Genomic DNA, 14,439 nt, shown 5'->3' on the forward strand with positions numbered 1-14,439 from the left:
AGACTGCACGCGGCCTCCTCATTCTGCACCCGCTGCAAAAGACAGTGGGTATTGCTAAATTTCTCCGCAATGTTTCCCAATAACAGGGTCTGATTTTGACGTTGCTTACACCTGAGGCATTCCTGATTGCGCCGAAGGTGATGTTTGGAGGGCTGAGGAAATGTCGAAAGCGCCCAACCCTGTTGACAAATATGTCGGCAGTCGCGTGCGGATGCGCCGCATCATGTTGGGCATGAGCCAGGAAAAGCTCGGTGAAGCTTTGGGCCTGACTTTCCAACAAGTTCAGAAATACGAGAAGGGCACCAACCGGGTCGGCGCGAGCCGCATCCAGCAAATTGCCGAGATTCTCCAGGTACCGGTGTCGTTCCTGTTCGAGGGCGGTCCGAGTGGCGTGCCGGGTCCGGATGGCTTCAGCGAAGGCGCATCGCCGTCTTACGTCTCGGATTTCCTCGCGACTTCCGAAGGACTCGCTTTGACCAAGGCGTTCACCCGAATCACCGATTCGAAGATGCGCCGCTCCATCGTCGATCTCGTCGAGCAGATCGCGGCCCGCGAAGGCCCCGACAAGCGCTGACGCGCCATCTCGATCCGATTTGAGGCTGCGTCAAATCTGGCCTATGTCGTCATTTGCGGCCGCGCTTTGATGCGCGTCCTCCCCGATGATGCGATTCAAAGGCACAGATGCGCTCATGGCCAGCTCCAATTGGTTCGATACTCAAACTATTCTCGATGGCATCCGCCGCTGGGTGGAGGTCGAGACGCCAACGGACGCGCCTGAACAGGTCAACAAGCTGGTCTCGATGGTCGCGGAGCAATACCGCGATCTCCCTGTTACGCTCGAGCGCATCGCCGGCGTCGATGGCTGCGGCGATCATCTCGTGGCGCGCTCGACCTGGGGCCAGGACCGACCCGGCATCCTGGTGCTGAGCCACCTAGATACCGTTCATCCCATGGGATTCATCGAGCGCCTGCCGTTCAAGGTCGAAGGCGACAGCGCGTTCGGTCCCGGCATCTACGACATGAAGGGCGGCGCCTACATCGCCCATCACGCCTTCCACGCGCTTTGTGCCACGGCCGATCGCTCGCCGCTCGGCATCACCCATCTGTTCACCTCCGACGAGGAGATCGGCAGCCCCACCTCTCGCGCACTCATCGAGACCGAAGGACGCAAGGCGAAGTACGTGCTGGTGACGGAGCCGGCGCGCGACGGCGGCAAGATCGTCACCGGCCGCAAGGGCGTCGGGCGATTCGAAGTGTTCATCAAGGGCGTGCCCGCGCATGCCGGCACGCGGCCCCAGGATGGCCGCAGCGCGATCCGCGAGCTCGCCAACGTCATCCTGGCGCTGGAAGCGATGAACGATCTGGCGCGTGGCGTCACGGTCAATGTCGGCGTCGTGCGCGGCGGCACGCGGCCCAACGTGACGCCGGAAGAAGCCCATGCCGAAATCGATCTGCGCGTGCTCAGCCTCGAGGACGCGGATGAACTCGTCGGCAAGATCCTCGCCCTGACATCCAAGACGGATGGCGTCACCGTCAAGGTCACGGGCGGGCTCAATCGTCCTCCTTACGAGAAGAGCAATGCGGGCGCCTCGCTGTACGAACATGCAAAGACCGTTGCCACGGAGGTCGGCTTCGAGCTGCTCGACGTTCACACCGGCGGCGGCTCGGACGGTAATTTCACCGCCGCCCACACCGCGACGCTCGACGGGCTCGGCGTCGACGGCAAGGGTGCGCACACCCATTATGAGCAGCTCTATGTCTCGTCGCTCGAACCGCGCGCGCGGCTGCTCCATCGCCTGTACCAGACGCTACGATGAGTGAGCGTAAATCAGATCCCGATCGCGAGGACAGCGAGCGCGCTTTCTTCGGACGCCGCAAGGGCCACAAGCTCAGGCAGCACCAGGCCGAGCTGATCGATCATCTGCTGCCGCGTCTTGCGCTGGCCATCGACCGCGAAGCACCGGCGGATGCCCGCAAGATCTTCGTCCCCGCAGTCGACGATTTGCGGCTCGAGATCGGCTTCGGCGGCGGCGAGCATCTTGCGGCGGAAGCGCAAAACTTCGCCACAACCGGCTTCATCGGCTGCGAGCCTTACGTCAACGGCATGGCGAAGATCCTCGCGCAGATCGAGGCCGCCGACATCGGCAACATCCGCCTGTTCGCAGGCGATGCCGCCGAGCTCCTCGCCTGGCTGCCGAAGGCTTCGCTGTCGCGGATCGACCTGATCCATCCCGATCCCTGGCCGAAACGGCGACACTGGAAGCGGCGCTTCGTCCAGGACCGGACCATCGCCGCGATGGCGCACGTGCTGAAAGCCGGCGGCGAATTTCGCTTCGTCTGCGACATCGACGATTACTGCGCCTGGACGCTGTCGCATCTGGCGCGCTCGAAGGACTTTGTCTGGCTCGCGGAGCGCGCCGATGATTTTCGCCTGCCGTGGGACGGATACACGATGACGCGCTACGGCCGAAAGGCCACGCGCGAAGGCCGCAAGGCGGCGTATCTGCGGTTTCGACGGCTCTAGATCGTCTGCCGGTTGCGCCAGAAATTAACGACGCGCTCCGCGGTCGTCGGCATCAGGCGCGTGAAATTCGCGCGCGCCTGCTCAAGATCGGCATCGGCTGGCGTGCGATTCGGGCCGTACCACATCAGGATCAGCGCCCGCACTGTCGGCCAACCGACATTCAGCACACGCCCCAGAACCAGAATTGGATCGTAGCGGTCACCCGTGATCAGGCGGTCGAGGACCGAGAGGCGGACTCCGGACATCGCCGAGAGTGAAGCGATCGCCTCCTCATATTTGTGCGCCTTGGCGAAGCCAAACAGCGCGCTCTCGCCAAGATGGCCCTCGCGATGCAACGCCAGCACGGTGCGCTGTGCCCCCGAGAAATCGCGACGCGGCCCGGGCGGCAGCGTGGCTTCCTCGATGGCCACCATAGCGCGCTTGATCTCGACCTGGCGCGCGGGATTGACCACGCTCGAGAGGCGACGGCGGATGACGTCGAGCGTACCGTCGAGAAGCTGTTTCAGGTTCTCACCCGACAGATCGCTACGCTGGCCGATTCTGAGCGTCAGCACGCCATCCTGCGCGGCACGCTTGATCAGCTCGGAATAGCTGCCAGGCGAGAACTCGGCGCCGGCGTTACCCGCAGCGCGGCGCACCACGTCGCGATCGCCGCGCTCGACCAGCACGTCGGTGATGACAGCCGACAGCGTGGGGCGCTCGCTCATCGCCAGCAGATGGCCCTGGCCCTTCAGTCGCGCGATCTCGACGAGAGCGTCATCGTCGAGCACAGGGGAATGGCGCAGCACGGGGCCCGCCACCGCAATTTCGTTTTCGCGCGCGAGCTGGCTCACCAGACGCCGCGGCGCGTTGTTCAGGCGCGAGAAGCGTTCGGCAAGATCGACGCGCGAAGCGAGCTCGGCATGCGGGACGAGATCTATCAGCAGATTATCGAAGAGAGCGACGAGATCGGGACGGAGATTCTCGGCGTCCTGAAAGAACAAATGGGAGATGGCGTGCGCGATCTCGCCGCGACGCCGCGGGTCGCCGCGTTTGACGATATCGTCCAGTCCGGGAATGAGCGACGTGGCAACGGTCATGAAAACGCAAACTCGTAGGAGGCACGCCGCGGGTGCGCCCTGGTCCAAGCCGCCCCACAATCAGGAAATTTAGGCCTTGGAGGTGAAGGAAGCGTTGCGCGGGCGGGCCGCGGAGCGGGCGCAAAAAGCCTCGCGCGCCGCTGCAATGGGCCTTGTCCGAGAGGGCGGAAAGCGCTATATCACCGCCAATTCATCTTCTCATACGATCCGCGTAGTGAGAGTGGGCCCGAAAGGACCCGCTCTTTTTTATTACCTGAACGCGGCTCGGTGGAAGATGTGAGGCCCGGCGATCTGTCGGGAGAGTTCCGAAGCGAGCTTTGAAATCCTAAACCCAGCCTTAACCATATCGAGCGACTTGACCCCTGATATGACCGAACCGAACCCTGGTTCCACGGATGCCGAGCTGCTGGCCGAGCCGAGGCTCGTGGTCGAGCCGGGCGTGGCGGCACGGGTGTCCGCAGTCGCGGGGCCGGTGCTCGAAGGCATGGGCTACCGCCTGGTGCGGATCCGCATTTCGGGGGAATCTGGCTGCACCGTGCAAGTCATGGCGGAGCGGCCGGACGGCTCGATGCAGATCGAGGATTGCGAGGCGATCTCGCGGGCACTGTCGCCCGTGCTGGATGTCGCCGACCCCGTCGATCGCGCCTATCGGCTGGAAATCTCCTCGCCGGGGATCGATCGCCCGCTGGTGCGCCGCTCCGATTTCGAGCGTTACGCCGGCCATCTGGTGAAGATCGAGATGGCGGTCGCCCACGAGGGGCGGAAGCGGTTCCGCGGCACGATCGGCCCGGTCGAAGGCGACCGCGTGCATCTGCATCGCGACGACATCAAGGCGGGCGAGACTGCCGACGTTCTCCTGACGATGGAAGACATCGCCGAGGCACGGCTGGTGCTGACGGACGAGCTGATCGCGGAATCCATGCGCCGCGGCAAGGCCCAGGCACGCGAAATGCGCCGCAATCTCGGCCTGGAGCCGCCGGCGGCACCGCACGCCAGCATCAGCGAAAAAACGACCAAGAACACCAAGCCGGCTAAGAAGCCGGCGCCGGCCACTACGAAGAAGCCGGCTCCGACCAATACCAAGAAACATCGCCTGGCCGCCGAACGCGCGCGACGGGGCGAGATCGATCCTGACGAAGGAGACTAGCCATGGCAGTCAGCGCCAATCGACTTGAATTGCTTCAGATCGCCGACGCCGTTGCGCGCGAGAAATCGATCGACCGCGGCATCGTCATCGCGGCGATGGAGGATGCCATCGCGAAGGCGGCGCGGGCCCGTTACGGCAGCGAGACCGACGTTCACGCCGAGATCGACCCGAAGAAGGGCGAGCTTCGGCTGTCGCGCCACATGCTGGTGGTCGAGACGGTCGAAAACCATTCCAACCAGATCTCGCTGGTGGATGCGCAGCGCGCCAATCCCGGTGCCCAAGTCGGCGACACCATTGCCGACACCCTGCCGCCGCTGGAATATGGCCGCATCGCCGCGCAGTCCGCCAAGCAGGTGATCGTGCAGAAGGTGCGCGAAGCCGAGCGCGACCGGCAATATATGGAATTCAAGGACCGCATCGGCGACATCGTCAACGGCGTCGTCAAGCGCGTCGAATATGGCAGCGTGATCGTTGATCTCGGCCGCGGCGAGGCCATCATCCGCCGCGACGAGATGCTGCCGCGCGAAGTGTTCCGCAACGGCGACCGCGTCCGCGCCTACATCTTCGACGTCCGCCGCGAGACCCGCGGCCCGCAGATCTTCCTCTCCCGTACCCATCCGCAGTTCATGGCAAAACTGTTCGCGCAGGAAGTGCCCGAGATCTATGATGGCATCGTCGAGATCAAGGCGGTCGCCCGCGATCCCGGCTCGCGCGCAAAAATCGGCGTGATTTCCCGCGATTCCTCGGTCGATCCGGTCGGCGCCTGCGTCGGCATGCGCGGCTCGCGCGTGCAGGCGGTGGTGAACGAATTGCAGGGCGAGAAGATCGACATTATCCCCTGGTCGCCCGACATCGCGACCTTCGTGGTCAACGCGCTGGCGCCGGCCGAGGTCTCCAAGGTCGTCATCGACGAAGACCGCGAGCGCATCGAGGTCGTCGTGCCCGACACCAACAACCAGCTCTCGCTGGCGATCGGCCGCCGCGGCCAGAATGTGCGTCTGGCCTCGCAGCTCACCGGCTGGGACATCGACATCCTGACCGAGCAGGAGGAATCGGAGCGCCGCCAGGCGGATTTCGAGAACTCCACCCGCGTCTTCATGGAATCGCTCAATGTCGACGAAGTTGTCGGCCAATTGCTGGCGTCCGAAGGCTTCACCTCGGTCGAGGAACTCGCGATGGTGGACATCAAGGAACTTGCCGGCATAGAGGGTTTCGACGAGGAGACCGCGCAGGAACTCCAGAACCGTGCTCGTGAATATCTCGAACAGCTGGAAGCTGAGATCGAGGCCAGGCGCAAGGAGCTCGGCGTCGAGGACGCCGTCAAGGACGTGCCCGGCGTCACCTCGAAGATGCTGGTGAAGTTCGGCGAGAACGACATCAAGACGGTCGACGACCTCGCCGGCTGCGCCACCGACGATCTGGTCGGCTGGACCGAGCGCAAGGAAGGCGGCGAGCAGACCAAATATCCGGGCGCGCTCGATGGCCTCGATATCTCCCGTGACGATGCTGAAGCGATGATCATGCAGGCCCGCGTCAAGGCCGGCTGGATCACCGAGGCCGACCTCGCCAAGCCCGCCGAAGAGGCCGAGGCGACCGAAGATCAGCCGGCTTAGGGCGAAGGAGGATGTCACCCGGATGCTCGCTGATACTGACCCCGAACTCGACCATGGACCGCGGACCGAAAGGTCCGCGACCGTGCGGATGTGTGCGGTCAGCCGCGAGGTCCGGCCGATCGTCGAGCTGATCCGCTTCGTCGTCTCTCCCCAAGGGCACATAGTTCCCGATCTCAAGCGCAAGCTGCCCGGACGCGGCATGTGGGTCAGCGCCTCGCGCGAGGTGGTTGCGGAAGCCGTTCGGCGTCACCATTTTACGAAAGCCTTCAAGCGCGAGCTGCGCATCCCTCAGACGCTTCCCGCCGACCTCGAGGCGCTCCTGGTCCGGAGCGTGGTCGAAGCCCTTGGGATTGCGGCCAAGGCGCGCCAGATCGTCGCCGGTTTCGGCAAGGTCGAAAGCGCGCTTCGGGAAGGTACGGTCGAGGTCCTGATCCATGCCAGCGACGGGGCCGCGGACGGAATCCGCAAATTGGACATGCTGGCGCGTCAAAATGAGGGAAATCGCGGCGCCAAGCCGCAGATTCCCGTCGTCACCGCACTAAAATCGACAGAATTGGATTTGGCACTTACCCGGTCAAATGTGATACATGCTGCCCTGCTCGCGGGCCCGGCGAGCAAGTCATTCCTGTCACGTAGCCAGATGCTGGTCCGATACCGGATGGCGGACGCTGACAGGACTGCCGAAAAGCCCGGCCAGGATTTCTGAGAGACAACGACCACCCGATAGCACGGTGCGGCAACGCACAACGACAACAAGATCAGGATTAGGACTGCTTAATGGTTGATACCAAGACCCCTGGCGACAAGAAGCTGAGCGTTCCGAGCAAGACGCTATCGCTCAAGCCGCGCGTCGAAACGGGCACCGTGCGCCAGAGCTTCAGTCATGGCCGTAGCAAGCAGGTCGTGGTCGAGAAGCGGGGCAAGCGCCGCATCGACGGCAGCCCCGAGCCACAGGTGGCCGAGGTGGCGAAACCCGCGCCGGCCGCCGCGCCCAAGCCTGCTCCGGCCCGCCCCGCGCCGCCGCGCAACGCCGGCTCCGGCGTGGTGCTGCGGACGCTGACCGAGGACGAACGTTCCGCCCGCGCCAGCGCGCTGGCCGATGCCAAGGTGCGCGAAGTCGAAGAGCGCCGCCATGCCGAGGAAGAGGCCCAGCGCCGCGCGGTCCGCGAAAGTGCGGAGCGTGCTGATCGCGAGGCCGCCGAAGCCCGCCGCAAGGCCGAGGAGGAGCGTCACCGTCACGAAGAGGAAGCCAAGCGGAAGGCCGAAACCGAGGCTAAAAAGCGTTTTGGCGAAGGCGAGCAACCGCAATCTGCGGCCCGCCCTGCAACGGCGACCTCGGCCGCTCCTGCCGCGCGGCCCGGAGCGCCGATGGCGCGACCCGGCACAACCACCCCGGCACGTCCGGGAACAACGACCGCACGGCCCGGAACGACCACGCAGCGGCCGGGAGGCCCGGTGGGCCGCGCCCCCGCTGTCGCAGCCGGACCGGACGAGGACGAGGGTCCGCGCCAGATCCGTCGCGGCCCCGGCGGCGCTGCGCGGCCTGTGGTCGCTCCCAAGCCCACCCACAAGCCCGGCCCGCAGAAGGAGCGCGGCCGCCTGACGGTCGTCACCGCCTTCAATGCCGACGACGTCCGCGAGCGCTCGATCGCCTCGTTCCGCCGCCGCACCCAGCGCCTGAAGGGCCATGCCGCGAACGAGCCGAAGGAAAAGCTCATCCGCGAGGTGATCATTCCGGAAGCGATCACGATCCAGGAGCTCGCCAACCGCATGGCCGAGCGCGCGGTCGACGTCATCCGCATGCTGATGAAGCAGGGCGCGATGCACAAGATCACCGACGTGATCGACTCCGACACCGCGCAACTGATTGCCGAAGAACTCGGTCACACCGTCAAGCGCGTTGCCGCGTCCGACGTTGAAGAAGGCCTGTTCGACGCCATCGACGATTCCACCGACACCGAGCCGCGTTCGCCGGTGGTGACCGTGATGGGTCACGTCGACCACGGCAAGACCTCGCTGCTCGACGCGCTCCGCCATGCCAACGTGGTCTCCGGTGAAGCCGGCGGCATCACCCAGCATATCGGCGCCTATCAGGTGCTGTCGCCCGAAAGCGGCAAGAAGATCACCTTCATCGACACGCCCGGCCACGCCGCGTTCACCGCGATGCGCGCCCGCGGCGCCAAGGTGACCGACATTGTCGTGCTGGTGGTTGCGGCCGACGACGGCGTGATGCCGCAGACGATCGAAGCCATCAACCACGCCAAGGCGGCGCGGGTGCCGATCATTGTTGCCATCAACAAGATCGACAAGCCCGACGCCAAGCCCGAACGCGTGCGCACCGAGCTGCTCCAGCACGAGGTGCAGGTGGAATCCTTCGGCGGCGAAGTCGTCGACGTCGAAGTGTCGGCGAAGAACAAGACCAATCTCGACAAGCTGCTCGAGATGATCGCGCTCCAGGCCGACATCCTTGACCTCAAGACCAATTCGGATCGTCCGGCCGAAGGCACCGTGATCGAAGCCAAGCTCGATCGTGGCCGTGGTCCGGTCGCGACCGTTCTGGTCCAGCGCGGCACGCTCCGTGTCGGTGACATCATCGTCGCCGGCGCCGAGATGGGCCGCGTCCGCGCCCTGATCTCGGATCAGGGCGAGACGGTGCAGGAGGCAGGTCCGTCAGTGCCGGTCGAGGTGCTCGGCTTCAACGGTCCGCCGGAAGCCGGCGATCGTCTCGCCGTGGTCGAGAACGAAGCCCGCGCCCGGCAGGTCACCAGCTACCGCGCGCACCAGAAGCGCGAGAACGCGGCTGCCTCGATCTCCGGCATGCGCGGCTCGCTCGAGCAGATGATGTCGCAGTTGAAGACGGCGGGCCGCAAGGAATTCCCGCTGATCATCAAGGCCGACGTGCAGGGCTCGCTGGAAGCGATCCTCGGCTCGCTGGAGAAGCTCGGCACCGACGAAGTCGCCGCGCGTATCCTGCATGCGGGTGTCGGCGGCATCTCGGAATCGGACGTGACGCTCGCGGAAGGCTTCAACGCCGCGATCATCGGCTTCTCGGTTCGTGCCAACAAGGAGGCCGCTGCGGCCGCCAAGCGCAACGGCATCGAGATCCGCTACTACAACATCATCTACGACCTCGTGGACGACGTGAAGAAGGCCATGAGCGGCCTGCTCGCGCCGACCCTGCGGGAAACCATGCTCGGCAACGCCGCGATCCTGGAGATCTTCAACATCTCCAAGGTCGGCAAGGTCGCCGGCTGCCGCGTCACCGACGGCACCGTGGAACGCGGCGCCAACGTGCGCCTGATCCGCGACAACGTCGTCGTGCACGAAGGCAAGCTGTCGACGCTGAAGCGCTTCAAGGACGAAGTGAAGGAAGTCCAGTCCGGTCAGGAATGCGGCATGGCCTTCGAGAACTATCACGACATGCGCGCCGGTGACGTCATCGAGTGTTACCGCGTGGAGACGATCCAGCGCTCCCTGTAAGTCCAAATCTTACCGAAGCGCCTGGATCTTTTTTGAACTGAATTGCGGGAGTGCGATGGCCGGATTTTTTCCGGCCATCCACCCCTCTTCGTTTCAGCAGGACAAATGACAATGCCCGTGTCCCAAACGCGGGCATGACGAGGTGATTTTCAGACCATGCCCCGCCATCATCAGAAAAAGAGTTCCGCGTCCGGCGGCTCGCAACGTCAGTTGCGGGTCGGCGAGCAGGTTCGCCATGCGATAGCCGAGATTCTGGCGCAAGGCAGCGTGCATGATGCTGACCTTGAAGGCCACATCATCACCGTGCCGGAGGTGCGGATGTCGCCCGACCTGAAGCTCGCAACAGTCTACGTGATGCCGCTCGGTGGCCGCGACACCGAGATCGTCCTCGCTGCGCTCGAGCGCAACAAGAAATTCCTGCGCGGCGAGGTCGCGCGGCGCGTTAACCTGAAATTTGCACCTGACCTTCGCTTCCGCGTCGACGAACGATTCGACGAAGCGGAACGGATCGAGAAGCTTTTGCGAACACCCGCGGTGCAGAAGGACCTGGAACAGGATCCGGATTCGGATCGGGAAGAAGAACGATGACGATGGACCCGGCTCACGGCACGATCGGCGGCGAAGAGGCCGATCAGCTCGACGTGCAGAAAAATAATTTTGCGGACATGGGCGGCAATTCTCAGCCGCCTCAGGAGCCGCGCCGCGTCAACAACGATCCCCGCGCCAACAAGCAGAAGGGCAACCAGCCGCGCCGCGACCGCCGCGACGTCCACGGCTGGGTCGTGCTCGACAAGCCGATCGGCATGACCTCGACGCAGGCTGTTGCCGTGCTCAAGCGCCTGTTCAATGCCAAACGCGCCGGCCATGCCGGCACGCTCGATCCGCTGGCCTCCGGCGGCCTGCCGATCGCGCTTGGCGAGGCCACCAAGACCGTCCCCTTCGTCATGGACGGCCGCAAGCGCTACCGGTTCACGGTATGCTGGGGCGAGGAGCGCGACACCGACGATATCGAGGGCCGGGCGACCGCAACCTCGGACCAGCGCCCGACCCGGGAGGCCATCGAGGCCCTGCTGCCCCGTTTCACCGGGGTGATCCAGCAGATCCCGCCGCGCTATTCCGCGATCAAGGTCCAGGGCGAGCGCGCCTACGACCTGGCCCGCGACGGCGAGGTCGTGGAGTTGGCCCCCCGTCCGGTCGAGATTCACCGTTTAAGCCTTGTAGATCAACCGGATAGCGACCGGGCCGTGTTCGAGGCCGAGTGCGGCAAGGGCACCTATGTCCGCGCGCTGGCGCGCGATATGGGCCGGATTCTCGGCACTTACGGCCATATCTGCGCGCTTCGGCGGACCCTGGTCGGCCCATTTGGCGAGAACGACATGATTCCGCTGGATCAGTTGGAGGCTTTGTGCGATAGAGCCGCGTCCGGCGAGGGTAGCCTCGCCGACGCGCTTATGCCCGTTGAGACCGCGCTGGACGACATCCCGGCACTGGCCGTCACTCGGGCTGATGCGGCAAGGCTCCATCGGGGCCAGGCCGTTTTGTTGCGCGGACGGGATGCGCCCACTTGTAGCGGCACAGTCTATGTCACGGTGGCAGGCCGGCTTCTCGCGCTTGCCGAAGTCGGCAATGGCGAAATCATCCCCAAGCGTGTGTTCAACCTGACCGGCCTGACTGCCAGCGCCGATCGCAACGAGAGAAATTGACGATGTCGATTGCCGCAGAACGCAAAGCGGAAGTCATCAAGACGAATGCCAACAAGGCCGGCGATACCGGCTCGCCAGAGGTTCAGGTCGCGATCCTGTCGGAACGCATCGCCAACCTCACGAACCATTTCAAGACCCACGTGAAGGACAACCATTCGCGTCGCGGCCTCTTGAAGCTGGTCTCGACCCGCCGCTCGCTCCTCGACTATGTGAAGAAGAAGGACGAGGCGCGCTACAAGTCGCTGCTCGAGAAGCACAACATTCGTCGTTAAGAGTTCCTGCGCGCGCCAAACGGCGCGCGTTTTCGCGCGTGATTTCGAACGAAAGCGTTTGTTTAAAGGTTTTTCGTCGAGGCTGCGTGCGCGTCGGATGCGAGCCGTTGACGGCGAGCATCCGGGGCATGATAGGCGAGCACCGAGCTTCGGCGTTCGCGTTCGTGCCGACTGACAGTCCAGCAGCAATCCGGCGGCTGGGCACAACGGGCAAGGCGCCCGTATGACCCGAAGGGATGGACGCCATCCGAAATCCAAAAACCATGGCAGGATCGCAGGACGCTGATCGCCCGCTTCGATCAACGTCCCGCAATCTTGCGCATGGTTTTTGTTTTTCGACCCGTCCTTCTTTCGAGAACCCATGAAAGAAGACCTCTATGTTCAATAAGCATTCAGTCGAGATCGACTGGGGTGGACGCCCCCTCAAGCTCGAAACTGGCAAGATCGCCCGCCAGGCCGACGGCGCCGTCGTCGCGACCTACGGCGAGACCGTGGTGCTCGCCACCGTCGTTGCCGCGAAGTCGCCGCGCGAAGGCGTCGACTTCCTGCCGCTGACCGTCGACTACCAGGAGAAGACCTACGCAGCCGGCCGCATTCCCGGCGGCTATTTCAAGCGCGAGGGACGTCCGACCGAGAAGGAGACGCTGGTCTCCCGCCTGATCGACCGTCCGATTCGTCCGCTGTTCGTCGACGGCTGGCGCAACGAGACCCAGGTGATCGTCACCGTGCTCTCGCACGACATGGAGAACGATCCCGATATCGTCGCGCTGGTGGCCTCGTCGGCTGCCCTGACCCTGTCGGGTGCTCCCTTCAAGGGCCCGATCGGCGCCGCGCGCGTCGGCTTCGCCAATGACGAGTTCATACTCAACCCGACGCTCGACGAGATGGTCGACACCCAGCTCGACCTCGTCGTCGCCGGCACCGCAGACGCCGTGCTGATGGTGGAATCGGAAGCCAAGGAGCTGAACGAAGAGATCATGCTCGGCGCCGTGATGTTCGGTCACCGCCACTTCCAGCCGGTGATCAACGCGATCATCGAGCTGGCCGAAAAGGCCGCGAAGGAGCCGCGCGAAGTCACCACGATCGACAATTCGGCGCTCGAAAAGGAAATGCTCGGCATGGTCGAGCAAGAACTGCGCGCCGCCTACGCCATTCCGGTCAAGCAGGATCGCTACGCCGCGGTCGGCAAGGTCAAGGAAAAGGTGATCGCTCACTACTTCCCGGAAGGCCAGGAGCCGAAATACGACAAGCTGCGCATCGGCGGCGTGTTCAAGGAGCTCGAAGCCAAGATCGTTCGCTGGAACATTCTCGACACCGGCAAGCGCATCGACGGCCGCGATTCCAAGACCGTGCGCAACATCGTCGCCGAAGTCGGCGTGCTGCCCCGCGCCCACGGCTCGGCGCTGTTCACCCGCGGCGAGACCCAGGCGCTGGTCGTGACCACGCTCGGCACCGGCGAGGACGAGCAGTACATCGACGCGCTGTCGGGAACGTACAAAGAGACGTTCCTGCTGCACTACAATTTCCCTCCCTACTCGGTCGGTGAGACCGGCCGCCTCGGCGGTACCAAGCGCCGCGAGATCGGCCACGGCAAGCTCGCCTGGCGCGCGATCCACCCGGTGCTGCCGCCGCACCACGAATTCCCCTACACCACGCGCGTGGTGTCGGAGATCACCGAATCCAACGGCTCCTCGTCGATGGCATCGGTCTGCGGCGCCTCGCTCGCGCTGATGGACGCCGGCGTGCCGCTGAAGCGGCCGACTGCGGGCATCGCGATGGGCCTGATCCTCGAAGACAAGCGCTTCGCGGTTCTCTCGGACATCCTCGGTGACGAGGACCATCTCGGCGACATGGACTTCAAGGTCGCCGGTACCGAGCAGGGCATCACCTCGCTCCAGATGGACATCAAGATCGAGGGCATCACCGAGGAGATCATGAAGGTCGCGCTCGGCCAGGCCAAAGATGGGCGTATCTACATCCTCGGCGAGATGTCGAAGGCGCTCACCAACGCCCGCGCCGAGCTCGGCGAATACGCGCCGCGCATCGAAACCTTCAAGATCGCCACCGACAAGATCCGCGAAGTGATCGGCACCGGCGGCAAGGTGATCCGTGAGATCGTCGAGAAGACCGGCGCCAAGGTCAACATCGAGGACGACGGCACCGTGAAGGTCGCCTCCAGCGACGGCGAGGCCATGAAGGCCGCGATCAAGTGGATCAAGTCGATCGCCTCCGATCCGGAAGTCGGCCAGATCTATGACGGCACCGTCGTCAAGGTGATGGAGTTCGGCGCTTTCGTGAACTTCTTCGGCTCCAAGGACGGTCTCGTCCACATCAGCCAGCTCGCCTCGGCGCGCGTGCAGAAGACCTCCGACGTCGTCAAGGAAGGCGACAAGGTCAAGGTCAAGCTGCTCGGCTTCGACGATCGCGGCAAGACCCGCCTGTCGATGAAGGTGGTCGACCAGGAGACCGGCGAAGACCTCGAGGGCAAGGGCGGCGAGGGCGAGAAGGCCCCGCGCGAAGCAGCCGGCGAGTAAATCTCGCTTCCTGCCAGAAACACGAAGGGCGGCCTCACGGCCGCCCTTTTTGTTTATGCGCCCTTATTGCTTGCGCGCCTCGGCAAT

Annotated in this window: 12 protein-coding genes; 11 read left to right on the top strand and 1 reads right to left on the bottom strand. The window is 64.4% G+C overall.

Annotated features, from left to right (window positions below):
* Nucleotides 1-160: 160 nt before the first annotated feature.
* From C7G41_RS17760 to C7G41_RS17770, 3 genes are all read left to right on the top strand, one after another.
* Nucleotides 161-574 carry a helix-turn-helix domain-containing protein gene (locus C7G41_RS17760; protein WP_007603895.1) on the top strand — a complete coding sequence of 138 codons (414 nt, stop codon included), beginning with the start codon at nt 161-163 and terminating at the stop codon, nt 572-574.
* A gap of 85 nt (nt 575-659) precedes the next feature.
* On the top strand, nt 660-1,817 hold the full coding sequence (locus C7G41_RS17765) for a M20 family metallopeptidase (RefSeq protein WP_106943800.1): 1,158 nt from the start codon (nt 660-662) through the stop codon (nt 1,815-1,817).
* Complete coding sequence (locus tag C7G41_RS17770) at nt 1,814-2,524, top strand: tRNA (guanine(46)-N(7))-methyltransferase TrmB (RefSeq protein ID WP_106943801.1); 711 nt, start codon at nt 1,814-1,816, stop codon at nt 2,522-2,524. Before C7G41_RS17765 ends, C7G41_RS17770 begins: the two co-directional genes overlap by 4 nt.
* On the opposite strand, the gene C7G41_RS17775 is transcribed toward C7G41_RS17770, so the two are convergent.
* Entirely contained in the window at nt 2,521-3,603 is a 1,083-nt protein-coding gene (locus C7G41_RS17775; protein ID WP_106943802.1) for a DUF2336 domain-containing protein, read from the bottom strand. The two genes, C7G41_RS17770 and C7G41_RS17775, sit on opposite strands and share 4 nt — an antisense overlap.
* Nucleotides 3,604-3,970: 367 nt before the next feature.
* Here C7G41_RS17775 and rimP point away from each other — a divergent pair, with 367 nt between their 5' ends.
* The 8 genes from rimP to pnp all read left to right on the top strand — a co-directional run bounded on the left by rimP (nt 3,971) and on the right by pnp (nt 14,352).
* Nucleotides 3,971-4,750: a ribosome maturation factor RimP gene (gene rimP, locus C7G41_RS17780; protein ID WP_106943803.1), complete on the top strand. Its 780-nt coding sequence runs from the start codon at nt 3,971-3,973 to the stop codon at nt 4,748-4,750.
* 2 nt (nt 4,751-4,752) lie between these two features.
* A complete protein-coding gene (gene nusA, locus C7G41_RS17785; RefSeq protein WP_106943804.1) occupies nt 4,753-6,363 on the top strand; it encodes a transcription termination factor NusA in 1,611 nt (536 codons plus the stop codon).
* A 22-nt stretch (nt 6,364-6,385) separates the two neighbouring features.
* On the top strand, nt 6,386-7,069 hold the full coding sequence (locus tag C7G41_RS17790) for an RNA-binding protein (protein WP_106943805.1): 684 nt from the start codon (nt 6,386-6,388) through the stop codon (nt 7,067-7,069).
* 71 nt (nt 7,070-7,140) lie between these two features.
* On the top strand, nt 7,141-9,843 hold the full coding sequence (infB, locus tag C7G41_RS17795) for a translation initiation factor IF-2 (RefSeq protein WP_106943806.1): 2,703 nt from the start codon (nt 7,141-7,143) through the stop codon (nt 9,841-9,843).
* A gap of 156 nt (nt 9,844-9,999) precedes the next feature.
* Entirely contained in the window at nt 10,000-10,431 is a 432-nt protein-coding gene (gene rbfA, locus C7G41_RS17800; RefSeq protein ID WP_027514691.1) for a 30S ribosome-binding factor RbfA, read from the top strand.
* Nucleotides 10,428-11,546 (top strand): tRNA pseudouridine(55) synthase TruB, encoded by a 1,119-nt coding sequence (truB, locus tag C7G41_RS17805; RefSeq protein WP_199198453.1) that lies wholly within the window; start codon nt 10,428-10,430, stop codon nt 11,544-11,546. The genes rbfA and truB overlap by 4 nt, the downstream gene beginning before the upstream one ends.
* Before the next feature lie 2 nt (nt 11,547-11,548).
* Nucleotides 11,549-11,818 (top strand): 30S ribosomal protein S15, encoded by a 270-nt coding sequence (rpsO, locus tag C7G41_RS17810; protein ID WP_094976105.1) that lies wholly within the window; start codon nt 11,549-11,551, stop codon nt 11,816-11,818.
* Nucleotides 11,819-12,195: 377 nt separating this feature from the next.
* Nucleotides 12,196-14,352, top strand: coding sequence for a polyribonucleotide nucleotidyltransferase (gene pnp, locus C7G41_RS17815; RefSeq protein ID WP_106943807.1), 2,157 nt, complete (start codon nt 12,196-12,198; stop codon nt 14,350-14,352).
* The last annotated feature ends 87 nt before the right edge of the window (nt 14,353-14,439 follow it).

This window comes from Bradyrhizobium sp. MOS002, assembly GCF_003020115.1.
Classification (GTDB): Bacteria; Pseudomonadota; Alphaproteobacteria; order Rhizobiales; family Xanthobacteraceae; genus Bradyrhizobium.